General features: G+C 37.4%; 20 protein-coding genes, 1 pseudogene and 1 riboswitch. Of the genes and pseudogenes, 18 read left to right on the top strand and 3 right to left on the bottom strand.

Going from position 1 to position 24,355, the window contains the following annotated elements:
- The first annotated feature begins 7 nt into the window (after nt 1-7).
- The 4 genes from LBYS11_RS22905 (at nt 8) to LBYS11_RS22890 (ending at nt 5,333) form a co-directional block, all read left to right on the top strand.
- Nucleotides 8-1,978 (top strand): DHH family phosphoesterase, encoded by a 1,971-nt coding sequence (locus tag LBYS11_RS22905; RefSeq protein ID WP_004233367.1) that lies wholly within the window; start codon nt 8-10, stop codon nt 1,976-1,978.
- A complete protein-coding gene (rplI, locus tag LBYS11_RS22900; protein WP_004233368.1) occupies nt 1,978-2,424 on the top strand; it encodes a 50S ribosomal protein L9 in 447 nt (148 codons plus the stop codon). The genes LBYS11_RS22905 and rplI overlap by 1 nt, the downstream gene beginning before the upstream one ends.
- A gap of 13 nt (nt 2,425-2,437) precedes the next feature.
- Entirely contained in the window at nt 2,438-3,799 is a 1,362-nt protein-coding gene (gene dnaB, locus LBYS11_RS22895) for a replicative DNA helicase (protein ID WP_004233370.1), read from the top strand.
- A 244-nt stretch (nt 3,800-4,043) separates the two neighbouring features.
- Complete coding sequence (locus LBYS11_RS22890; RefSeq protein ID WP_004233375.1) at nt 4,044-5,333, top strand: adenylosuccinate synthase; 1,290 nt, start codon at nt 4,044-4,046, stop codon at nt 5,331-5,333.
- A gap of 44 nt (nt 5,334-5,377) precedes the next feature.
- Here the strand turns inward: LBYS11_RS22890 and LBYS11_RS23890 are convergent, their stop codons facing one another.
- Nucleotides 5,378-5,587, bottom strand: a complete 210-nt coding sequence (locus LBYS11_RS23890) for a YitT family protein (RefSeq protein WP_233732869.1) — start codon at nt 5,585-5,587, stop codon at nt 5,378-5,380.
- 57 nt (nt 5,588-5,644) lie between these two features.
- Nucleotides 5,645-6,165: pseudogene (locus LBYS11_RS23885) on the bottom strand (YitT family protein); the annotation flags it as partial.
- Nucleotides 6,166-6,617: 452 nt separating this feature from the next.
- On the opposite strand from LBYS11_RS23885, the gene LBYS11_RS22880 reads away from it, so the two are divergent.
- The 12 genes from LBYS11_RS22880 to LBYS11_RS22825 all read left to right on the top strand — a co-directional run bounded on the left by LBYS11_RS22880 (nt 6,618) and on the right by LBYS11_RS22825 (nt 18,707).
- Entirely contained in the window at nt 6,618-8,078 is a 1,461-nt protein-coding gene (locus LBYS11_RS22880; protein ID WP_103119040.1) for a M23 family metallopeptidase, read from the top strand.
- Nucleotides 8,079-8,292: 214 nt separating this feature from the next.
- Entirely contained in the window at nt 8,293-9,006 is a 714-nt protein-coding gene (gene yycF, locus LBYS11_RS22875) for a response regulator YycF (protein WP_036077923.1), read from the top strand.
- A gap of 5 nt (nt 9,007-9,011) precedes the next feature.
- Complete coding sequence (gene walK / locus LBYS11_RS22870) at nt 9,012-10,877, top strand: cell wall metabolism sensor histidine kinase WalK (RefSeq protein ID WP_048395245.1); 1,866 nt, start codon at nt 9,012-9,014, stop codon at nt 10,875-10,877.
- The gene (locus LBYS11_RS22865) at nt 10,874-12,199 is read left to right on the top strand and encodes a YycH family regulatory protein (protein ID WP_054548820.1); all 1,326 of its coding nucleotides are present in this window, start codon (nt 10,874-10,876) and stop codon (nt 12,197-12,199) included. Before walK ends, LBYS11_RS22865 begins: the two co-directional genes overlap by 4 nt.
- Nucleotides 12,186-13,010, top strand: a complete 825-nt coding sequence (locus LBYS11_RS22860) for a two-component system regulatory protein YycI (protein ID WP_048395249.1) — start codon at nt 12,186-12,188, stop codon at nt 13,008-13,010. The genes LBYS11_RS22865 and LBYS11_RS22860 overlap by 14 nt, the downstream gene beginning before the upstream one ends.
- A complete protein-coding gene (locus tag LBYS11_RS22855) occupies nt 13,010-13,798 on the top strand; it encodes an MBL fold metallo-hydrolase (RefSeq protein WP_048395252.1) in 789 nt (262 codons plus the stop codon). The genes LBYS11_RS22860 and LBYS11_RS22855 overlap by 1 nt, the downstream gene beginning before the upstream one ends.
- 166 nt (nt 13,799-13,964) lie before the next feature.
- Nucleotides 13,965-15,260, top strand: a complete 1,296-nt coding sequence (locus LBYS11_RS22850) for a S1C family serine protease (RefSeq protein ID WP_103119039.1) — start codon at nt 13,965-13,967, stop codon at nt 15,258-15,260.
- 245 nt (nt 15,261-15,505) lie between these two features.
- Entirely contained in the window at nt 15,506-15,670 is a 165-nt protein-coding gene (locus tag LBYS11_RS22845) for a CxxH/CxxC protein (RefSeq protein WP_004233391.1), read from the top strand.
- A 90-nt stretch (nt 15,671-15,760) separates the two neighbouring features.
- Nucleotides 15,761-16,240, top strand: a complete 480-nt coding sequence (gene rlmH, locus LBYS11_RS22840) for a 23S rRNA (pseudouridine(1915)-N(3))-methyltransferase RlmH (protein ID WP_004233392.1) — start codon at nt 15,761-15,763, stop codon at nt 16,238-16,240.
- A 231-nt stretch (nt 16,241-16,471) separates the two neighbouring features.
- Nucleotides 16,472-17,254, top strand: a complete 783-nt coding sequence (locus tag LBYS11_RS22835; RefSeq protein ID WP_054548827.1) for a transporter substrate-binding domain-containing protein — start codon at nt 16,472-16,474, stop codon at nt 17,252-17,254.
- Nucleotides 17,255-17,285: 31 nt separating this feature from the next.
- Nucleotides 17,286-17,951, top strand: a complete 666-nt coding sequence (locus tag LBYS11_RS22830; protein ID WP_004233396.1) for an amino acid ABC transporter permease — start codon at nt 17,286-17,288, stop codon at nt 17,949-17,951.
- Nucleotides 17,952-17,978: 27 nt separating this feature from the next.
- A complete protein-coding gene (locus LBYS11_RS22825; protein WP_167444822.1) occupies nt 17,979-18,707 on the top strand; it encodes an amino acid ABC transporter ATP-binding protein in 729 nt (242 codons plus the stop codon).
- Between the two features lie 199 nt (nt 18,708-18,906).
- Here LBYS11_RS22825 and LBYS11_RS22820 read toward each other — a convergent pair whose 3' ends face one another.
- Complete coding sequence (locus LBYS11_RS22820) at nt 18,907-22,608, bottom strand: S8 family serine peptidase (protein WP_103119038.1); 3,702 nt, start codon at nt 22,606-22,608, stop codon at nt 18,907-18,909.
- A 309-nt stretch (nt 22,609-22,917) separates the two neighbouring features.
- Nucleotides 22,918-22,964: riboswitch (PreQ1 riboswitch) on the top strand.
- Between the two features lie 125 nt (nt 22,965-23,089).
- On the opposite strand from LBYS11_RS22820, the gene queF reads away from it, so the two are divergent.
- Nucleotides 23,090-23,590, top strand: a complete 501-nt coding sequence (gene queF, locus LBYS11_RS22815) for a preQ(1) synthase (RefSeq protein ID WP_004233404.1) — start codon at nt 23,090-23,092, stop codon at nt 23,588-23,590.
- Nucleotides 23,591-23,694: 104 nt separating this feature from the next.
- Nucleotides 23,695-24,354 carry a 7-cyano-7-deazaguanine synthase QueC gene (queC, locus tag LBYS11_RS22810; RefSeq protein ID WP_103119037.1) on the top strand — a complete coding sequence of 220 codons (660 nt, stop codon included), beginning with the start codon at nt 23,695-23,697 and terminating at the stop codon, nt 24,352-24,354.
- Nucleotide 24,355 lies beyond the last annotated feature (1 nt).

The raw sequence follows: 24,355 nt of genomic DNA, 5'->3' as shown, positions 1-24,355 counted from the left end.
GATTGTAATGGGGACATTTAGAAAACGACCAATTCGCTATCCGCTTTTTGTTCTTTCCATATTTGGAACTGTGACGTTCGTGCTTCTATGTATTTGGAATATCGGGATAGGTATCGGTTATGGTGTAGGTTTTGTTTTACTGATGGCCTACACATGGAAAGTAGAGAAGATAGCTTTTGAGGAAACAGAAAAGCACATTGAATCTATCTCCTTCCGTATGAAAAAAGTGGGGGAAGAGGCACTGCTTGAAATGCCAATTGGGATACTGCTGGTTAATGAGCAGTATGAAATCGAATGGTCTAATCCATATATGCAAGGCATTTTAAATATGGAATCATTAGTTGGAGAAGGTATTGTAAATATATCTGATGACATCTATGTATTAATGAAGACCGAGGAGACTAATGAGGCGACGATTACACTACGTGATCGGAAATATCGTGTTTATTATAAAAAAGAGGAACGACTACTGTATTTCTTTGATATAACTGAACAGATTGCCATTGAAAAGCAATACTATGCAGACCGTACAGTAATCGCTATATTGTTTGTAGATAATTACGATGAAATCACGCAAGCCATGGACGATCAACCACGTAGTTTAACCAACACAATGGTTACTTCAATTGTCAATGAATGGGCTGCAGAGCATGGTGTATTTGTCAAACGAATATCATCAGATCGTTTCTTAGCAGTCTTAAATGAATCCATTTTAACGGAGCTAGAAAAGAAAAAATTTGCTATATTAGATACCATTCGAGAAAAAACAGCTCAAAAGAATTTATCATTAACATTAAGTATTGGTGTAGGAGCTGGATCATCCTCATTAGTGGAGCTTGGTGAGTTGGCACAATCCAGTCTTGATCTTGTATTAGGACGGGGTGGAGACCAAGTGGCGATAAAGCAACCTACTGGAAAACTTAAATTCTATGGTGGAAAAACAAATCCAGTCGAAAAACGTACACGTGTTAGAGCGCGCGTTATTTCACATGCATTACGCGATTTAATTCAAGACAGTGACCAAGTGTTTGTTATGGGACATAAAAATCCTGACATGGACTCCATTGGTGCTTCTGTAGGTGTACGGAAAATGGCACAAATGAATGATGTAAAGGGTTATGTCATTATCAATTTTGATGAATTAAATGGTAGCGTTACACGATTAATGAATGAAATAGAGAGTAAATCAGATTTCTATGAAAATTTCCTTACACCAGAGGAAGCCGCTGGTAAAATGACTGAGAAATCGTTGCTCGTTATTGTTGATACACATAAGCCGAATTTAGTAATTGATGCACACCTATTGAAATTAGCTGAAAAGGTGGTTGTAATCGACCATCATCGTCGAAGTGAGGACTTTATCGAAAATCCTACACTCGTTTATATGGAGCCATATGCGTCGTCCACAGCAGAGCTAGTGACAGAGTTACTAGAATATCAGCCGAAGCGTGCAAAAATTAATATGCTAGAAGCTACTGCATTACTAGCGGGTATTATCGTTGATACCAAAAGCTTTACACTTCGAACAGGAGCACGTACATTTGAAGCAGCTTCTTACTTACGAACAAATGGTGCCGATACAGTATTGGTCCAACGTCTCTTGAAGGAGGACGTGGACACATATATAGAGCGCTCCAAAATTGTGCAAACAGTTAAGTTCGTAAAACCAGGAGTAGCTGTTGCTGTAGGTGAGGAATCAAAAGTGTATGACTCTGTCTTAATTGCGCAAACAGCCGATATATTACTAACGATGAAGGATGTTAGTGCATCCTTTGTCATTGCACATCGGGCAGATGGCAAAATTGGTATAAGTGCACGATCACTTGGCGAGGTCAATGTACAGCTAATTATGGAGAGGCTTGGCGGCGGTGGACATTTAACGAATGCTGCCTGCCAAATAGATGCTAAATCCATCGATGGTGTGAAAAAACATTTAGAAGAGGCCATAAATGAGGTCTTTGAAGGGAGTTCTGACTAATGAAAGTAGTATTTTTAAAAGACGTTAAAGGAAAAGGAAAAAAAGGTGAAATTAAAAACGTAGCTGATGGCTATGCACAAAATTTCTTAATCAAGAATGGCTATGCAGCGGAAGCAAATGCGCAAGCTTTAAGCCAAATAGAGGGGCAAAAGAAATTAGAGGCCAAAAATGCTGCTGCCGAATTAGCTGAAGCACAAGCATTAAAGGAAAAAGTAGAAGCACTAACAGTTGAGCTAAAAGCAAAATCAGGTGATGGTGGCCGCTTATTTGGCTCAGTATCTACAAAGCAAATTGCTGATGCATTACAAAAAGTGCACGGCATTAAAATTGACAAACGTAAAATGACTTTACCTGATGGGATTCGTTCACTTGGCTTTACAAATGTTCCTGTAAAACTACATCATGAAGTATCAGCAACGTTAAAAGTACATGTAACGGAAGAATAAGGAGCGACAATCCATGAGTGAACCGATGATGGACCGCGTTCCACCGCATAACCGGGAGGCGGAGCAATCGGTTATCGGTGCTATCTTCCTTGAGCCACAGGCATTAATAACAGCATCAGAAATTTTATTGGCAGATGATTTTTATTTAAATGCCCATAAGAAAATTTTCGAAACGATGTTGCGCTTGAGTGATCAAGGAAAAGCGATAGATGTTGTAACAGTTACAGAAGAATTATCAGCTAAAAAAGAGATTGAGGACGTTGGCGGGCTTTCTTATTTACTAGAGCTCGCCAATGCTGTCCCTACAGCTGCCAATGTCGCTCATTATGCCAAAATCGTTGAGGAAAAGGCCCTCTTACGTCGATTGATTCGAGTGGCTACGAAAATTGTCGAGGACGGCTATACACGTGAAGACGAAGTAGAGGCATTATTAGGCGAGGCAGAGAAGAAAATGATGGAGGTTGCCAATCGAAAGAATGCAGGTGACTTTAAGCATGTTAAAGATGTGCTAGTGGAAACTTTCGATAATATTGAGCAACTGCAATCACAAAAGGGAGAAGTAACAGGTATCCCGACTGGCTTCCGTGATTTAGATAACATTACTGCAGGCTTTCAACGCAACGATTTAATCATTGTTGCTGCTCGTCCATCTGTAGGGAAAACAGCCTTTGCATTGAATGTTGCGCAAAGTGTTGCTGTACAAGCTCGTGAAAATGTTGCAATCTTTTCTTTAGAGATGGGTGCAGAGCAACTGGTCATGCGTATGCTTTGTGCAGAGGGAAATATTGATGCACAAGTTTTACGTACAGGTGCTTTAACTACAGAAGATTGGGGTAAACTAACTATGGCAATGGGTAGTTTATCGAATTCAGGGATTTTTATTGATGATACTCCAGGTGTACGTATCAATGAAATCCGTGCAAAATGTCGTCGTTTAGCTCAGGAGAATGGACTAGGAATGATCTTAATTGATTATTTACAGTTGATTCAGGGGAGCGGCAAGCCAGGAGAAAACCGTCAGCAAGAGGTATCAGAGATTTCCCGTTCTTTAAAGGGATTAGCCCGTGAATTAAAGGTACCTGTTATTGCGTTATCACAGTTATCTCGTGGTGTTGAGCAACGACAAGATAAACGGCCAATGATGAGTGACTTACGTGAATCGGGAAGTATTGAGCAAGATGCTGATATTGTTGCGTTTTTATACCGTGATGATTATTACGATAAAGAATCTGAGAATAAAAATATGATCGAAATTATCATTGCGAAACAACGTAATGGTCCAACAGGAACTGTTACATTGGCCTTTAAAAAAGAATTCAATAAATTCATTAATGTGGATTGGTCACAAATGCCACCTCCACCGCCACGTGATTAGTCAAGTTACTCGTCATTCAGATAAGTTGCCTATTAGTAATGAAATATTACCCTTAGATTAAATTAATCTGAATGTTCGATAATATTCATACCATTCTGTTATTAAACACGAACGTTGAATCAGATTTTTTGATTTTATGTTCGTGTTTTTTCGCTATTTTTTATTGACGAGTTGTTTCTATCATTGTTACAATAATTGAGGCTTGAAAATTGAGATACAAAGGTATCTAACGGAGGTGCTGATTATGACATCAGTAGTAGTTGTAGGAACACAGTGGGGAGACGAAGGAAAAGGTAAAATTACAGATTTCCTTTCGCACAAAGCCGATGCCATCGCTCGTTTTGCCGGTGGAGATAATGCAGGACATACCATTAAAATTGATGGTGAAACTTATAAATTACATTTAATTCCATCAGGGATCTTCTATAAAGATAAAACTTCAGTAATTGGTAATGGATTAGTTGTGAATCCAAAATCATTAGTAACAGAGCTTAAAGGTTTACAAGAGCGTGGTATTAATACAGATAATCTACGTATTTCTAATCGTGCACATGTGATTTTGCCTTATCATATTAAACAAGATATTGCGGATGAAGAAAGTCGTGGAGACAATAAAATCGGCACAACTTGTAAAGGTATTGGACCTTGTTATCAAGATAAAGTAGCACGTATTGGGATTCGTATGGCTGACTTACTTGATAAGGAAATCTTTGAGGAAAAACTACGTCATAATTTAGCCATTAAAAATAAGTTATTTGAGAAATTCTATGAAGTTGAAGGCGTAACATTCGAAGAAATTTTCGAGGAATACTATGGTTACGGACAAGAAATTGCTAAGTATGTTACGGACACGTCTAAAATTTTGAACGATGTCCTAGATGAGGGCGGTAAAGTGCTATTCGAAGGTGCACAAGGAATTTTACTTGATGTCGATCAAGGTACGTATCCATATGTAACATCTTCAAATCCTGTTGCTGGGGGAGTAGCAATTGGGGCAGGTGTTGGGCCATCACGCGTAACAAGCGTTATTGGTGTATCTAAGGCCTATACATCTCGAGTAGGAGATGGACCATTCCCAACGGAGTTGTTCGATGAAGTAGGTCAACAAATTCGTGAGGTTGGTCGCGAATATGGTACAACAACAGGTCGTCCACGTCGTGTAGGCTGGTTCGACACAGTCGTTGTTCGTCACTCACGCCGTGTAAGTGGCATTACTCATCTTGCTCTTAATTCTATCGATGTTTTATCGGGCTTAGAAACAGTAAAAATTTGTACAGCCTATAACTATAAAGGTGAAACAATCACAGAGTATCCAGCAAATCTTCATATTATTGAACAATGTGAGCCGATTTATGAAGAGCTTCCAGGCTGGTCAGAGGATGTAACAAGCTGCAGAACTTTAGAAGAGCTACCTGAAAATGCACGCCGCTATGTGGAGCGTATCAGCGAACTAACGGGCATTCAAATTGCTACTTTCTCTGTTGGACCTGCACGTGAGCAAACAAACGTGTTAGTGGACGTTTGGGAAGCATAATGAAATAAAATGAAAAGGGCGTGCCAAATGCGGCATGCCCTTTTTTAGTGAATATCTTTCTTCTTAAAGCGACCACCTTTTACCTCGGCGATATTACCGATGGCTAGAAAAGCATTGTCATCTATTTCAGCGACGATTGTTTTCAATTTAGATTCTTCTAAACGAGTAATAACGGTAAATATGACTTTCTTGTCATTCCCCGTATAAGCTCCCTCTCCGTGAAGGAAAGTAACGCCACGACCAAGTCGATCCATAATCGTTTGTCCAATTTCATCAATGTCATCACTTATGATATAAACCGATTTAGATTCTTCCAATCCTTGAATAACAATATCAATCATTTTATAGGCAATATAGTATGCAATGATGGAGTACATGGCTTGCTCCCAATTAAAAATAAATCCTGCCACCGTAAAAATAATGATATTGAAGAACATGATGATTTCACCAACTGAAAAAGGTGTTTTGCTATTAGCTAAAATAGCTAATATTTCAGTTCCATCCAATGAACCTCCATAACGAATGACAATTCCGACACCAACTCCTAAAATCATTCCTCCAAAGACTGTTGCCAATAATGTGTCTTCCGTAAATGGATGGATATTATGTAAGGCGAGTGTTGAAAATGAGAGTACGGTAATACCTAGACCTGTGGACAATGCAAAGGTTTTACCAATTTGTTTATAGCCTAAAAAATAAAAGGTAAGTTTAAAATGAAGATGAAAATACCAAGGGGTAATTTTAATAAATGAGATGTGATAATGGAAACACCTACGATGCCACCATCCATAATGTGGTTGGGTACTAAAAACAGTTCCAAGCCCAATGCCATTATAATCGCGCCTAGCGAAACCATAATAATTCTTGCAAAAACTTTACGTATGCTATTTTTCTGAGGTCTCAACATTTTTGTTGTGATCTCAGAGGTTTGTGAATCACTCAATTTAATCGCTCCAATCAAATAGTGTACCTTCTATATATATTTTATCGGAATATTAAAAAAGTAAAAAGTATTAAGTCAAAATTCACTTGAAAAAATTTGAGAATAGTATACCGATGATAGTTAAATTGAATTTTAAGAACCAATATATGAATAAAATTACAGTATTTATAAACTATATAAAATATATTCTATGTAACAATAAGTAGATAAATAATACATTTACATTACAAAAGAGTGAAATCGTTCAAACGTCATTTTCTTTATGGTACATTATAGGGGTGCAAAAAATCCTTGTGGGTAAATCATCCTACAGTAGGGTAAAGTTGGAAGGGGCTTTATTGATGAATTCGTTTTGGAAAAGAAAAGAAGAAAACAATAGATTCACCTACAATTTTTCTTCTTTTAAAAAGGCTTCAATCATTGTAGTTTTAATGACAAGCCTAACGATTAACATGGGATTTGCTAAGGAATATAACAAAGAAAACTTAAATAAAATTTACCACGTATATGTGGGGAATGAATATATTGGTGCAGTATCTGATGAGAAAGCAATTCAAGAAATAATTGCATCAAAAGAAAAAGTGGCAAGTCAGCAATTCAAAGGTTTATCCATTGATGCTAGCTCAGCTGTTAAAATAATCCCAGAACAAGTATTTACAAATGAAACAAAAGATGCAGAAACATTATCAAAACTTAAGCAATCTTTAGTGGCCAAATCAGATGCCTTTACATTATTAGTAAATCACAAACCAGTAGTATCACTAAAGAATACGGAAGCTTATGAGAAAACTGTTCAAATGTTAAAGCTACAATATGTTTCTCAGCAAGAATTAGATAACTTATCAAAACGCCAAGCTAGCAATAATCTACCAGAATTAAAAGATGGTGAGTCTAGACTTCTAAATGTTTCCTTTAAACAAGGAGTTTCAGGGTTAACACAAAAAGTGACACCCACTGATATATTATCACCTGAGCAAGCCGTGAAGTTTTTAATGACAGGCTATCTTGAGCAAGAAACATATAAAATTGAATCAGGAGACGTGTTAGGGTCAGTTGCTAAAAAACATAATTTAACAACAAGTGAACTACTAGCTCTAAATCCGGATATCACAGTAGATACAGTTTTACAAATTGGACAAGAATTAAATGTTACTGTGGCAAAGCCATTTGTGACACTTGAAGTAAAAAAGGAAAAGAAAGTTGCGGAAGTCATTCCGTTTAAAAAAGTAATTGAAGAAGATCCTACTATGTATAAAGGTGAAAAGGTCATCAAGCAAGAAGGTGTTAATGGAAAAAAAGAAACAACTTATGCATTAACATCTGAAAATGGTACACAGACATCAAAAGTTGCCTTAGAGGAAAAAATACTTCAACAACCAGTAGATGAAATTGAAGTAGTTGGTACAAAGGTTATTTCTTCACGTGGAACTGGAGAATTTGCATGGCCAGCAGTCGGGGGCTATATTTCAAGTGGTATGGGTGAACGTTGGGGAGCCTTCCATCGTGGTATTGATATCGCTCGACCAAGTAACTATAATATTTTAGCTGCTGATAATGGTGTAGTTGTTGCTGCTGGCACTTCTGGCACCTATGGTAATCGTATTGTTATTAATCACAATAATGGTTTTACAACACTTTATGGACATTTATCTTCAATTAATGTTGAAGTCGGACAAGTAGTGGAAAAAGGTTCTGTGATTGGTATTATGGGTTCCACTGGAAATTCGACAGGTACACATTTGCACTTTGAAGTTGAAAAGAACGGTTCATTAGAAAATCCGTTATCTTATGTAGGCCGATAAAACATGTTGAATAGAAGGCAGTCCGAATAATGGACTGTCTTTTTCTATTATTTCCCGAGAAATAATTGTTGAATTACATCGCTTTTTGTCACAGTATTAGAGGGATTGAATATCGATTAATGCATAGAATCCGAAAGCATGATAGAGTTAAGAGTAGTGAATTTACAAATACACATTGTTTAAGAATAGATAAGAAGCGAAAGGGAGAGTATGTATGAATAAAACAATTTTAGTTGTTGATGATGAGAAACCAATCGCAGATATTTTGCAATTTAATTTAATAAAAGAAGGCTATAAAGTTATTTGTGCTTATGATGGTGATGAGGCATTAAAGAAAGTAGAGGAAGAGCAACCAGATTTAATGCTTTTAGATATTATGCTGCCAAAGCGTGATGGGATGGAAGTTTGTAGAGAAGTACGTAAAAAATATGATTTTCCGATTATTATGCTAACAGCTAAAGGCTCTGAAATTGATAAAGTATTAGGATTAGAGATGGGTGCAGATGATTATGTCACAAAGCCATTTAGTACAAGAGAGCTGATTGCACGTGTAAAGGCCAATATGCGCCGTTTACAAGTAGTCGCTCCAGCAGCAGAAGAGGCTGAGGAGGAGTCGAATGAGATTGTCGTAGGTTCGCTTGTTATTCAACCAGATGCTTATTTAGTAATGAAGCGTGATGAAGCAATTGAATTGACACATCGAGAATTTGAGTTACTTCATTATTTAGGGAAACATATTGGACAAGTAATGACACGGGAGCACCTCCTACAAACAGTATGGGGCTATGATTACTTTGGTGATGTACGAACTGTTGATGTAACAATTCGCCGTTTACGTGAAAAAATTGAGGATAATCCTAGTCATCCCGCTTGGATTGTCACACGACGTGGTGTAGGTTATTATTTACGAAATCCTGAACAGGAGTAATAGGAATGCAGAAAGTGAGCTTCTTTAAATCCATTCATGTCAAACTAGTGCTGATTTATATTTTATTAATATTGCTTGCTTTACAAATTATCGGTATCTATTTCGCTCGTGAATTAGAAAGAAATTTGAAGAGCAACTTCCAAGATTCCATTTTTCAGCGAGTTGACTTGATGCAATATAGTCTTCGTGAGGAAATTTTAAAGGAACGCGATGAAAGCATGCCTAAACTAGAGGAGAGCCTAAAGTCAATTGTTATGGAGTTTTCTACTGGTTTAAGGGATGTTTCAAATGGTGATATTTTAGAAATTCGTGTCATTGACGATAGACAAAGAATACTTGCAACATCTGAGCTTGAAAACCAGAATTTAATAGGTCAGCGCTCTAATACTGACCTTGTACGTCGAGCGATATCTGCCGAAACACTGTTTGATATTATTAAGCTGGACAATAAGACGAGAAATCGTGTGTGGGTTTTAGCGAATCCCATTCGTGCGGGTGCAGGACCAGATGATGAAATCATTGGTGTACTCTATATTGAAGCCAATATTGAATCCGTTTTTGAACAAATGAATGATATTAATCAGATTTTCCTTGGTGGTACGGCAATGTCCTTGGTCATTACCATCTTCTTAGGTATTCTTGTGGCAAGAACGATTACACAGCCTATTGCTGATATGCGAAAGCAGGCTCAGGCAATGGCGAAGGGGAACTATTCTCGAAAGGTACGTGTATATGGTACAGATGAAATCGGCCAGCTAGCCATCACCTTTAATCATCTAACCAACCGTTTGCAGGAAGCACAATCGACCACAGAAGCTGAACGTCGAAAGCTAGATTCAGTTCTGAGTAATATGACAGATGGTGTAATTGCAACAGATCGTAAGGGACGTATTATTCTCATCAATGACCCTGCATTGGAATTACTGCATATTTCAAGAGATATTACATTAGGGCGTCCTATCGCCTCTGTATTGGGGATTGATCAGGAATATAGTTTTGAAGACTTAATTCATATGAATGATGCCGTGAATTTAAACTTTAGTACAGCAGATGCTCCCTATATACTTCGTGCTAATTTCTCTGTTATTCAAAAAGAAACAGGCTTTATTAATGGTCTGATTACTGTTTTGCACGATATAACAGAGCAAGAAAAGATTGAAATGGATCGTCGGGAATTCGTCTCGAATGTATCACATGAGTTAAGAACGCCATTAACAACAATGCGTAGTTATTTAGAGGCACTTGCAGATGGTGCATGGAAAGATGAAAATATTGCTCCTACGTTTTTAAATGTGACACAAACCGAAACAGAGCGTATGATTCGTCTAGTAAATGATTTACTGCAGTTATCAAGAATGGATAGTTCAGATTACGAGTTGAATAAAGATATTGTCTTATTTAATTCATTCTTTAACCGCATTATAGACCGATTTGAAATGTCTAAGTCTGACAAGGTACATTTTGAACGATTATTCCCTGAAACCTCCTTTTATGTAGAAATTGATACGGATAAAATCACACAAGTTATTGATAATATCATTTCCAATGCTATTAAATATTCTCCAGATGGTGGCAATATTCGCTTTGGCTTTACGGGACAGGATGACATGTTGAAAGTCATGATTTCAGATGATGGCATGGGCATTCCTAAAGAAAATGTTGGCCGTATTTTTGATCGCTTCTATCGTGTGGATCGTGCACGCGCTCGTTCTATGGGAGGAACAGGCTTGGGACTAGCTATTGCGCGGGAAATGATTGAAGCACACGGCGGTAAGATTTGGGCTGAAAGTGAAGAAGGACAGGGTACAACAATTTTCTTCACATTACCATATGATGCAGATGAATTTGGTGAGGCAGGTGAGTGGGAATGAAATATATAGAGCCAGTTAAATCTGTTGTATTATTTCTACTTGTTATGCTGAGTGTGATTTTAACTTTTTTAATTTGGACCTATACACCTGATTATAAATATATTGAAAAAACAGAGGGAGAGGAAATTTTAATTAAGCCGCAAAAGGATATGGAGGATATTATTCGACCATACAAGGCTATTTTCCGTTCTGAAGAAGAGTTTACAGGCACAGTTTCTAATGCAGCTATGAAAGACATGATGAAAGTATTTAAAGGCTGGAATGTTTTAGATTTGGTGCCTGTAAACAATAATCTTTCTGCAAACTATGTGAATCAAATTATTGGCGCTGATCATCGAATGACAATATTTTTTACAGGAGAGATTCCATTTTCAGCTTTTAACACAACCTTTCAGTTCACTGATAAGGAATTACCAGAAACAACGTTCAATCGTATGATTATAGATTGGAGTAATTACAATAGCAAAGAATTGATGTTGTATTACATTAGTGGTAATAACCAATCATTATTCCGCTCACATGTCAGTGTGCCAAACATGAATCAATTTATACAGGAAGTCATAGAGCCTGCCAAAAAATATGAGGTTTTTAAAGAAGTAGAAAGAGAAGGCTATACGTCTCTTTATTTGGCGAACAGTAATATTGAATCTGTAAAATATACGTATTTTATTGAGGATATTACGCCAGAACTATTTAAAAATGTATTATTCCCAGATCCAAATATTGTGCAGCGGAATGTGGAAAGTGCATCCTCTGAAAAATATACAGATGGTATGTCGTTAATGACCTTAGAAACAAATCTTAAATCATTAAACTATGTTTATCCTGCTGCAGAAAGTAGTATTAGAGTCGAGCCATCCAAGCTTTTAAAGGATAGCTTTGAATTTATTAATGAGCATGGAGGATTTACCGCAGATTTCCGCTATGCTTCATCCAATACCAATAAAAATCAAATAGATTATCAAATGTATTTGCAAGGTTTCCCTGTCTATAGCAATCATGTCATTACACGAATGACAACGATTTGGGGAGATAGTCGAATTTTCCATTATAAGCGCCCATACTTCTCATTGGATATGGATATATCATTGGAGAAAGAAATCAAAGAGTTAGCATCAGGTGCGGAAATCGCAGAGAGATTAAAAAGCGCTAACAGTATTCCTCTGTCTGATATCGATGAAATCGTCTTAGGCTATTATTTAACACAAAATCAAGAACAGAATATATTTATATTTGAACCTTGTTGGTTTGTTATTCGTAATGGTACATGGACTAAACTGACTCCTGAAGTATTAGGAGGTGTTAAAAATGGATTGGAATAGAACAAAATCTATTTTTATATTCGTTTTTTTAATACTGAACATCTTCTTGTATTCACTTTATGTCAATCGCTATAATGAAGCAAAAGATATTGAGGTACCAGGTGAAAGAACAATAGAAGCTCGTTTAAAGGATGATAATATTACGTATGGCACGTTACCAAATAATATTGAATCTGCTTCGTATATGACAGCTCAAGTGCATAAATTCACACCAGCCGAATTTAATAATAGTAACCAGCAAGTTAAATTTAAGGATGATAATAATACAAAGGCTCGTGTTATCTTTATGAGGCCTGTTAAATTACGTAATGTAAGTGATGACGCAAGCTTTACAGATTTTGTCCTAGCAAACATCATTGAAGGTGCATCTTATGCTTTATGGAAAATAGACCGCGAAGAACGAGTCGCAATTTTTTTCCAAAAGACAAACAATCGAATGTTCTATTATAGTGGTTCATTAAAAATAAAATGGAATGCTAATAACGAAGTAACAATGTATGAGCAAACAATGATTGATAATATTGAAGAAATGGAACAGCAGGAAACAGTTATTCCTCCACTTCAAATTATTCAAACTTTGTATGCAAAGGGACCGCTCAAGCCAGATTCTCGCATTACACAAATGAAACTAGGTTACTCAACGCTTGTTAAATTGACACGTACTCAGGTATTGGTGCCAACATGGGAAGTTCAAGTGAAATTATCTGATGGGACAAAAGAGGAGTACTTTGTGAATGCAGTAGAAGGTAAAGTCATCGAAATCCAGGAGGACAAGCAAGAGAGCGAAGAAGAAGACTGGGGAGTTGAATAATGCGATTTAGTGTTTTAGCAAGTGGCAGTACAGGGAATTCGATTTATGTAGAGAATGACGATCATGCTTTTATCGTTGATGCGGGTCTTAGTGGGAAAAAGATGGAGCAGTTATTTACAAAAATCGACCGTAATATGAAGCAGCTCAGTGGTATCTTTGTTACACATGAGCATAGTGATCATATTAAAGGAATTGGTGTACTGGCACGGAAATATAATGTACCAATTTACGCAAACGCCAAAACGTGGCAGGCAATGGATGGGCTTATTGGGGACATTCCTGTAGAGCAACGTTTTGAATTTGAAATGGATACAGTGAAGCATTTTGGTTCTTTAGCTGTTGAATCCTTTGCTGTTTCACACGATGCAGCAGATCCAATGTTCTATACTTTTCATGAAAATGATCGCAAGCTTGTTATTATTACAGATACAGGCTATGTCAGTGATCGTATGAAAGGAATTATTCGAGGCGCTGATTCTTTTGTCTTTGAAAGTAATCATGATGTCAATATGCTGCAAATGGGACGCTATCCTTGGTCTATTAAACGTCGTATTTTAAGTGATGTAGGACATGTGTCTAATGAGGATGCAGCAATTGCAATGAGTGAGGTTGTATTTGATAAGACGACCAATATTTATCTTTCACATTTAAGTAAAGATAATAATATGAAAGAGCTAGCACGTATGAGTGTCGCACAAACCTTACAATCTTGTGGCATCCTTGTTGGTGAGCATGTTCATCTATTTGATACGGATGCAGAAGAACCAACAAAATTGGTGACGGTTTAATCATAGGCTATTTAGACAAAATTTGAAGCTGTTCAACGCATAAAAAAATGCATTGAGCAGCTTTTTTTATGCCTATTTTATTTGTTTTTCATCTGATTTTAATGTTTGAATCGTAAGATTAGGGTAACAACTAATTAGATAGCACTCAAAGGAAAGGATGACGAACATGAGCTATTTCCAAGATGATGATAAAAACAGTGATTTCCTTAAAAATGATGAAGTACCAAAATCACCTCTTCAAGAAAGACTAGAGCGCGAGGAGCAAGAAATGCAGACTAAGCGCATGAAAAAGAAAGGTGGAGGAGGTAAAGGCGGCTATTTCTTTAGTGGTCTGGTCGGTGTCATTATAGGTGCTTTACTTGTGTGGCTTATGCTACCGGGACTTGTCAATCAAATGCCTGGAACAACAACAAGTAATACAGGAAAAAATAACACAACAATTAATCAGGTAGCTACAGAAGTAACGACAGATGTGACAACTGCAGTTGATAAAGCCTCACAAGCAGTTGTTGGTATCACAAATATTCAAGAAGTCACAAGCGGAGGTTTTTGGAGCCCACCATCAACGACAACAAAAGAAGCGGGAAGCGGTTCAGGTGTCGTTTATAAAATTGAAGGTGACAAAGCCTTTATCATCACAAATAACCATGTTATTGAAGGGGCAAAGCAGTTAGAGGTCACAATGCCAGACGGAACAAAAGAACCAGCTCAATTAGTGGGTCACGATGTTTGGACGGACCTTGCAGTTATTTCTATTAACTCTAAAAATGTTAAAACAGTTGCGACATTCGGGAATTCGGATGTATTAAAACAAGGCGAAACAGTGATTGCCATTGGTAACCCACTTGGTTTAGACTTCTATGGTTCTGTTACAACTGGTGTTGTTTCTGGTAAAGACCGTTCTGTACCGGTAGACTTAAATGGTGATGGCACAGAAGATTGGCAACAAGAAGTATTGCAAACAGATGCTGCGATTAACCCAGGGAATAGTGGTGGAGCACTTGTGAACTTAGCTGGAGAATTAGTAGGAATTAACTCCATGAAAATTGCTGAATCCTCAGTGGAAGGTTTAGGGTTCTCTATTCCAATTAATTCAGCTATTCCAATTATCGAGGAATTAGAGAAAAATGGAGAAATGAAACGTCCAACAATGGGAGTTTCACTTGCAGATTTAACAGATGTGCCATCATTCTATCAACAACAAACATTAAAATTACCTGCAGAGGTGACAACAGGTGTTGTTGTAACAGATGTCATGAATAACTCACCAGCTTCAAAAGCAGGGGTTCAACAATACGATGTTATTGTAGAGATGGATGGTCAAAAAATTGAAACAACTATTGATTTACGCAAACATTTATATAATGACAAAAAAATTGGTGATAAACTAACATTAAAAGTGTACCGTCAAGGTAAATTAGTCGATCTATCACTAACATTAACAAATGGTAATACATTGTAAAGAAGATGAAAAGCGATGGAGATCTAATCAATCTCCATCGCTTTTTTTATGAGGATGGAGAAAATACTTTTATGAAATATTGTGGATAACTAGAAAATTGTGAATACTAATTCCGCACAGCAAATCGGGAGTAAAAGGCACTTCTTCCATACATGCTATTACTTTGTTACAATAGATTGTGGATAACATAGACTGATTTGTGAATAAGTTTGTGGAAATTTCGGAAAATAAGGAGACATCAAAAAATGGAAAAGTACAGCTGTGAAAGCCATATAGATCACGCTTTAGACATGTTTGTAGCAGAGCAAAAAGTGTTCCCAATTATGGATAAAATCGAAGAGGATAAAAAGTTATCCACAAAGTGTAGCTACTGTGAACAGGCAGCAGAATATATTGTATCAAGTAAATAACTTTACACAATATATAGAGAGTGCTTGTGGATATGTTGATAACTTTTGTGGATAATTTGTTTGTAAATGAATTGTAAAGGTGGATAACGTGTGAATATAACGATTGTATCAGTCGGCAAGCTAAAAGAAAAGTACTTAAAAATGGGGATCGATGAGTACGTAAAACGTCTTGGCGGCTATGCAAAAATGGATTTGGTTGAAGTGCCAGACGAAAAGGCACCTGAACAACTAAGTGAAGCTGAAATGGATATCGTCAAGAAAAAAGAGGGCGAACGCATCCTAACGAAAATCAGTCCAGATGCCTATGTAATTGCCCTAGCCATCAACGGCAAAATGAAAACCTCCGAACAAATGGCTGCCGACATCGAATCCCTCATGACCTACGGCAAAAGCAAAATCGCCTTCGTCATCGGTGGCTCCCTCGGTCTACATGAAGATGTGTTAAAGCGTGCAGATGAGCAGCAATCTTTTGGTAAGATGACACTTCCTCACCAGCTCATGAAGCTTGTGCTAGTCGAGCAGATTTATCGTAGTTTTAGGATTATGAAGGGTGAACCGTATCATAAGTAAGTGCGTTTTTCTTAGTTCTATACATCTAAAAAGCTACATTTTAGAGGAAAGAGAATACCTGAAAGATAATTATATAATGCGAAATTTGTAGAAAAAGTATCAGGCACTATTAATAGTGCCTGATACTTTTTAGTTTTATCGGAAGTAGATTGGGTATTAACTATCATAAGCAAGTTATATAGCAAGAAAGGATTGTAGGAATAATCGAAAGAGAAAGGAGTTATAGCCAACATGTTGTTGAGTAAAAAGTTTTTATTGGTCTTAAGTACAATCGTAGCCTGCATGTTGTCTGGTTGTGGAGAGAAGCAGAAGCTTGAAGATGGATCTGAACTGATCAATAAAAATCAATTTGTTTTTGCTACTTCTGGTGAATTTAAGCCATTTAGTTATATAAATGACGATCTTACAATGTCGGGCTTTGATATTGAGGTTGGTGAAGCGATTGCAAAGGAAATGGGCCTTGAGCCGGTTCAGAAACGAATCAAGTTCAAAGGGATTGTTGAAGGGGTGAAAACGGGAAGAGCGGATGCAGCCGTTGCAAGTCACACGATTAACCCGCAGCGGAGTAAACATGTTTCTTTCTCTACCCCCTATTATTATTCAGGACCGAAAATTTTCACCAGACCGGATAGTAAAATTAGGACTGTTGAAGATTTAGAGGGAAAGGAAGTAGCTGTTGCAAAAGGATCAACATATGCCGATACAGCTTCCAAGTATACAGACAACATCAAAACATATGACAGCGATATTACGGCATTAAAGGCATTAAGCAGTGGGCGTCATGATGCAGTAATTACAGATTTTGTTACAGGAAAAACTGCTGAAAAGGAAGGTTTTAAGATTAAAGGACAACAATTAATTAATCGCAGTGAACAAGCGATTGTGTTGCCTCAGGATAATCCAAAGCTAGTGAAGCGAGTTAATGAATCTTTGGAACAACTTCGGGAAAATGGAACATTGACTCAAATCAGTATCAAATATTTTGGTGAGGACATTACCAAAAAATCAGAATAAACCAATGCTATAAAAGAAAGGAAGTAGTACTTTGCCAAGTTTTTCACATTTTTTTCAAATACTAATGGAAACAAAAGGTGTATTCTTTAAAGCTATGCTTTTAACATTAGAGCTGACGGTGGTTTCTATCTTACTGGGAATCATCATCGGACTAGTCTTTGCCTTATTAAAAATTTCTAATATAAAAATTTTAGAACTTATTTCAGATATATATGTCTATTTGGTTCGAGGAACACCACTGATTGTTCAAATATTTATCCTCTACTTCGGAATTAGCGGGATTTTCCTTCTCCCTGATTTTTGGGCTGCTTCCCTTGCTCTAGCGCTACATAATGGAGCTTATATTTCTGAAATCCTTCGGGGAGCAATTCAGTCAGTCGATAATGGCCAATTTGAAGCAGGACGCTCTTTGGGAATGACAAAGACACTGACATTAAGAAGGATTATTCTCCCACAGGCATTCCGTAGAGCATTGCCGCCTTTAGGCAATCAATTTATCATCAGTTTAAAAGATTCTTCGTTAGCCGCATTTATCTCCATGAATGAGCTGTTTAATGTGGCGACAACACTTGGGTCGAATAATTTCGATGAAATGACCTACTTACTCATTGTAGCAGTCTACTATTTATTGTTGGTAGCGTTGATGACATTTGTAGTGAACCGAACTGAATTAAAATTAGCAGTAAGCGACAGATAGGAGCTGAAAAAATTGGAAACTAAGGAAATGATTAAAATAAGTCAATTGAATAAATCGTTTGGAGACTTACATGTATTGAAAAATATCGACATGACAGTCTATGAGAGCGATGTTGTTTGTCTAATAGGATCGAGTGGGTCAGGGAAAAGCACCCTCCTTCGCTGCTTGAACTTTTTAGAAAGAAAAGATAATGGCAATATTATAATTGAGGGAAATGAAGTCAATCCACGGACAGATGATCTTAACAAGATTAGAGAAAAGGTTGGGATGGTGTTTCAAAATTTTAACTTATTCCCACATAAAACGGTTTTAGAAAATATTATTGAAGCACCTGTTATGGTAAAGGGTGTAGACAAAGAAAAAGCTATCATCAAAGCAAAACAATTACTGAAAAAAGTAGGTTTGGAGGATAAGTCGGATGTCTATCCTAGTAAACTATCAGGGGGGCAAAAGCAACGGGTGGCGATTGCTAGAGCACTTGCGATGGAACCAGACATTATGCTTTTTGATGAGCCAACATCGGCACTCGATCCTGAGCTTGTGGGAGAGGTTTTAACAACCATGAAAGATTTGGCTGAAGAAGGAATGACTATGGTTGTTGTAACCCATGAAATGGGATTCGCAAAAGAGGTAGCTGATTGGATTGTCTATATGCATGATGGGAGAATTATTGAACGCGGCACACCTGAACAATTTTTCAATCATCCAAAAGAGGAGAGAACACGAGAATTTTTAACTGCAACAATGCTTAAATAAAACTAAAAGGTTCTGAACAGTAATGTTAGGATCTCTTATGGTTTTGCATTAAATATTCGATTACTAGATAAAGCTTGTACAGAAAAACTGTACATAGACTCGTTACAGCCAACCTTATCATGAGTAAGTGAAATTTAAATAGCAAAAGGAGAAATTGCAAAGCGCAATTTCTCTTTTTGCTGGAACCGTACTTATTTAATTATAACTCAACTTCGGTAACTTCATTATTACCATTACCATTGCCATTGCCATTGCCGTTGCCGTTGCCATTGCCGTTACCATTACCATTGCCCGGCTTTTCAACCAATACATCAAATGTTAATGTGTGGTCACCATACGTTGCTGTAATTGTCGTAGTACCTTGACCTTTACCTTTTACAGCCCCTGCTTTTACAGTAGCTATTTTATCATTTGCTACTTCGTAGGTTGCAAGCGTAGTAACATCTTTTTCTGTTGTTCTACCCTCAAAAGTAGTTACTTCAGTAATCTTAACCATAACCTCTTTACCTATTCTAGTTTCAACCTGAGCTTGGTCAATTTCTAGTGTTATGATTGGTGTTTCTACAACAGGTGCTTTTACTGTAACATTTACCGTAACTTCATGATCACCATATGAAATAGTAATCGTAGTCGTGCCCTCACCTACAGCAGTTACTAATCCATTTGCTATTGTTGCAACATTTTCATCTCCCACAACATAAGTTGCTTTTGAAGTTACATCTTCCTCTGTTGCTTCACCTTCTGGAGGAGTAGATGTCTCTGTTACCGTAAGTTGTGCAGATTCCCCAGCTGTTAGGTCTAGCTCAGTTGGATTGACAGAAAGTGTTACTTTTGGTTCAACTACATCTTTTTCATATATTAGTGCTTCACCAACATTCCCTGCAGCGTCTTCAATTTTTACTGATACAGCATTAGTTTCTGATGTTACTGGGAATGTGAAGCTACCGTCTTGATTTAATTCAAAAGGAACTGGCGCTTGTATTTCGCCATTCACAGTAGCAATATAGGAAGCTTTTAATTTATCATTTAAATTGTAGTTTAAACCATATAAATATAACTCTTCATTGTAGTCGATATACTTATCTGTTACCTTTCCTGTAGTGACACCTTCAGCTACTGAACCAGTAATTTCTGGTTTAGTTGTTTTCACGATAATTGGTCCAACATAATCGGAAACTACCCCTGATGCCGCAAGACCAGTAAAGTCAATAGTATAGAGACCATCTGGAATTGTTGTGGCAGGTTCTGTTCCCCATGGTTTGTATTGCCCAGCGATATTCAGCGTATAAGAGCCTTTTCCTAGCGCAGTACCTGCATGTAGATAACCGATGTAGCCATCACCATATTCTCCACCTTGAGGATTCATAATATCCCATAGCTCGATATAGTTAGTTGTTACATCGCCAGTTAATGTAAATGAAAGTACAGCTGAATCTTTCGCGCCATCTCCATTAAAGGAGAGGTCTGTTTCTGTAATCTTTAAATCTTTAATTTCAGTTACTGCCTCGCTTCCAAAGTCAGCTGCGAATGGCAATGAAATTTCTGTAGCACCACCGCTGATGTGAATATACCCCAGTATTTCCGAGCCGTTTGGAGCTGTAGCTTGTGAAGCCGTTAATGTAAGATTTAACACTTGCTCACCAACTAGATTAAATGTTGGCTGGTCGACTGTAACAGTTGCATCACCAAATGATTTTGTCACATCAATTGATACATTATAATTACCGCCGTTCCCCTTTATATCTTTTACTAAAACTTGTTTCGTTACGGAAATATCCTGGTCTTTAAGTGATTGTGGACCAAAAGTAACTGTCCCTTTTAAGTTTTCTGAAACAGCTCCTGTTCCATCTAAAATTGCACTATCCAATGCATAGGCAAGAATTTCTGGATGTGCTGCAGCATAAGCATTTACACGACCTGCACCTTGAGAGAACACATCGTATTTTGTTTTATCTAAAACCTTTGCTGTATTAGAAAGCGCCACTTTTATGTCGAACGCATTCCAATCAGGATTTGCTTGTTTAAGTAATGCAACAATACCTGTAATATGCGGTGTTGCCATAGAGGTTCCTGTTTTACGATCATATGCCTCTGCGTAATCTGCATTAGGGAAATCCTTTTTATACATTGGAATCGTTGACATAATGTTTGTTCCAGGTGCACTTACATCTGGTTTAATATCAAAGTTTGGCGTAGATGGTCCACGGGAGCTTGAATCGTTTACTTCATCCCCCAGTGTCTTTGTGGAAGTAAATTGACTAAAGCTAACTTTTCCAGTTCCACCGGCTAATGCAGCACGAATTGCATTGCCATCCGTTTGGGACATATCAAATGTTGGTAGAAAAGCAAAGGAATCACCCAGGAATGTACCTGAAATATTAGGTGCATTTGTTCCACCAGCAAAGTTATGAATAATTGTGGCGACTGCTCCATTTGCCTTTGCATTCGCAATTTTATCAACAAATGCGATACTGCCACGAGAGATTAATGCCACTTTACCTTCTACATCGATTCCCTCATAGTCTTTTACTTCTCCGTTTCCAGGAATAGCAACTAGGTCAAATTCTCCTTGAAGCTGTGTTGCTAAATCCCTTCCAAAAGTTGTGCCCATTAATGGGAGCTGTTTTGTTAAGTTGTAGTCACCAACTGTAACATTCACTTCACCGTTATACATTGTTTCTGGATTTGTTGTGTTACCCACAGCAATTCCTAAACGAGCGGTTGCAGGCGTGCCCATTGTTCCTCGATTTGGGCCGGAGTTCCCTGTTGCAATTACTCCGATTGTTCCAGCCATCATTGCATTATTAATAGCAAATGAACCAGCGTCCGTTTCAGAGTTAGCCCCCCCACCAAGAGAAAGGTTGATTATGTCCATTTTTTCTGTTACAGCCGTTTCAATTGCTTTAACAATACCAGATGTAGCCCCACTTCCATATGCACCAAGAACACGGTAAGCATAAAGGTCTACTTTGGGAGCAATTCCTTTAATGCCGAAATTGTTAGCTCCAATTGCTGCAATGGTTCCAGCAACATGGGTACCGTGAGAAGTATAGAACGAGCTTCCCTTTTCATTAAATTCAGGTGTTCCAGCAGGACGCTCAGAAGGCAAGGTTTCCGATGCATCGTCATCTGCCCGAGGCTTTGTGTAAGTTGATGAATTTGGAATGAAGTTTTTCCCACCTTTGTAAATTCCAGCGAACTCAGGGTGATCTGCGTCAATACCAGTATCTAATACTGCTACCTTTATACCTTGTCCTTCAATTCCTTCATTCCAAAGCTGTTCGATGCCGAGGAAAGAAATACTTGTATTCATTTGAGCCTCTAATTGATCTTCCTTAATCAGTTCTGATGATTTCATTGTATTATCTTCAGATGCGTAAACAATTGCATCAGGTTCAATTAATGTTATTCCTTCTATTGAAAGCAGCTTTGGGAGATCATTTGCTTTCACAGTTGCTGCAAAACCGTTTAAAACAGTATCAAATGTGTAGCCTTGAGTCATTTGAACATTTTTAGTAGCTAATTCTTTCTTAACTTGTGCTTGTTGAGATTTTACATTTGATCGAACTTCATTTGCTCGCGCATTAGAGAACATTTGGCCTTTCAATTGGCTCATTCCTTGCTCTAGTGCCACAGGCTTTTCAGATAAATGTACGATGACTGCAACTTCTTGATTGCCTGATACATTTTGTAAGCTTTCGTGAAGAGTTGGACCATCTTTAGACAAGCTTAGCTGTTCAGCGATAGCCGCCTTTAATTGAAGTATACTTTCACTTTGGCTATCCTGCTTGAATGGCTTCGAATCTTCAGCATTAGCACTCGATAATGGAACCAATAGAAAAAGCACCATAACGAAAGCTATCATACTACTTAAAAACTTCGTAAACTTAAACTTTTTCAAATCTCATTTCTCCCTCCGCTCTTAATTATCACACTTTTCAGTTTAGTGTGATATTTCCAATTTATCACAGGTGAGATAATTCGAATATCGGAATATTGAAAAATCTCAAAATATTGATAATTAGTATTACTTTGTTAAAAATGGATTAATTCTATTTTCCTAGTAATTTAATAAAAAAGTAGAACTTTCAAATGAGTATTGACTTACAGTGATTCATACTTTTTATCATTTAAGAGTTTTATAAAAAATCCATTTGACGTCCTGTATTATTTTTTGTACGATATTGTAGAAAAGAATGCCCGGACTAGAACGGGAGAGGTTCATAGCTGATACCCTCTATAAAAAACTATGGAAACATGACAATATGCCATGTCCATATCGGACGTGGCTTTTTTTATCTGTTTACTTATGTTTTAAATAGAATGATTGGTGATGCCTCTCTTGAAAAGTGTTGGGAAACATTTTACAAGGAGGTTTTTTTATGTCTGGCAGAAGTCATGAAGAAGGATTAAAGGATTTGACCCTATTAGGTAATCAAGGTACAAAGTATTCCTATGATTATGCACCTGAGGTATTAGAGGCAGTGGATAATCTTCATGCTAATCGAGATTATTTTGTTAAGTTTAATTGCCCAGAGTTTACTAGTTTATGTCCGCTTACAAATCAGCCGGATTTTGCAACGATGTACATTTCATATATCCCAGATAAAAAAATTGTTGAAAGTAAATCTCTAAAGTTGTATTTATTCAGTTTTAGAAATCACGGCGATTTCCATGAAGATTGCGTGAATATCATTATGAATGATTTAATTGCATTACTTGATCCAAGATATATAGAGGTTTGGGGGAAATTTACTCCACGTGGGGGTATCTCGATTGATCCATGGTGTAACTATGGGAAGCCAGGAACTAAATACGAAGAAATCGCCAATTATCGTTTAATGAACCACGATCTTAACCCAGAAAAAATTGATAATCGATAAATGAAGCAAGACAGAGGTTTTTAGCTACCCTCTTAAAAAAACTAAGAAGAAAGCAGCACTTTTTCTTAGAGTGCTGTTTTTTCGATATAAGGGAGTCTTTATAGATGAAAAAGGAAAAAGCAATTGTAGTATTTAGTGGAGGTCAGGACAGCACAACTTGTTTGTTCTGGGCAAAAGAACGCTTTGAAGAGATTGAGGCAGTAACTTTCGATTATGGTCAAAGGCATCGTCTTGAAATTGACTGTGCGAAGGTGATAACAGAGGAGCTTGGTATCAAGCATCACATACTTGATATGTCTCTCCTGAATCAACTTGCTCCGAATGCATTGACACGACAAGACATAAAGGTGAAGGACGGAGAAAATGGTGAGCTCCCATCGACTTTTGTGCCTGGCCGCAATCTCCTTTTTCTTTCATTTGCGGGCGTTTTAGCGAGCCAAGTAGGGGCAAAGCATATTGTAACAGGTGTTTGTGAAACTGATTTTAGTGGATATCCGGATTGCCGAGATGTCTTTATTAAATCCTTAAATGTAACGTTAAATTTATCGATGGATGACTCCTTTGTGGTTGATACACCCTTGATGTGGCTGAATAAGGCACAAACATGGGAATTAGCTGATCAGCTTGGTGCACTTGAGTTTGTACGACAAAGAACGTTGACTTGCTATAACGGTGTCATAGCAGATGGATGTGGTGAATGCCCAGCATGTAAATTGCGAAATAAAGGGCTTGATGAGTATTTAAGTTATAGGAAGGAGTCTTAAG

It is taken from the genome of Lysinibacillus sp. YS11, assembly GCF_002896375.1.
Classification (GTDB): domain Bacteria; phylum Bacillota; class Bacilli; order Bacillales_A; family Planococcaceae; genus Lysinibacillus; species Lysinibacillus capsici.
Note: the sequence above shows the minus strand (reverse complement) of the source record. Positions and strands in the feature narration are given on the sequence as shown.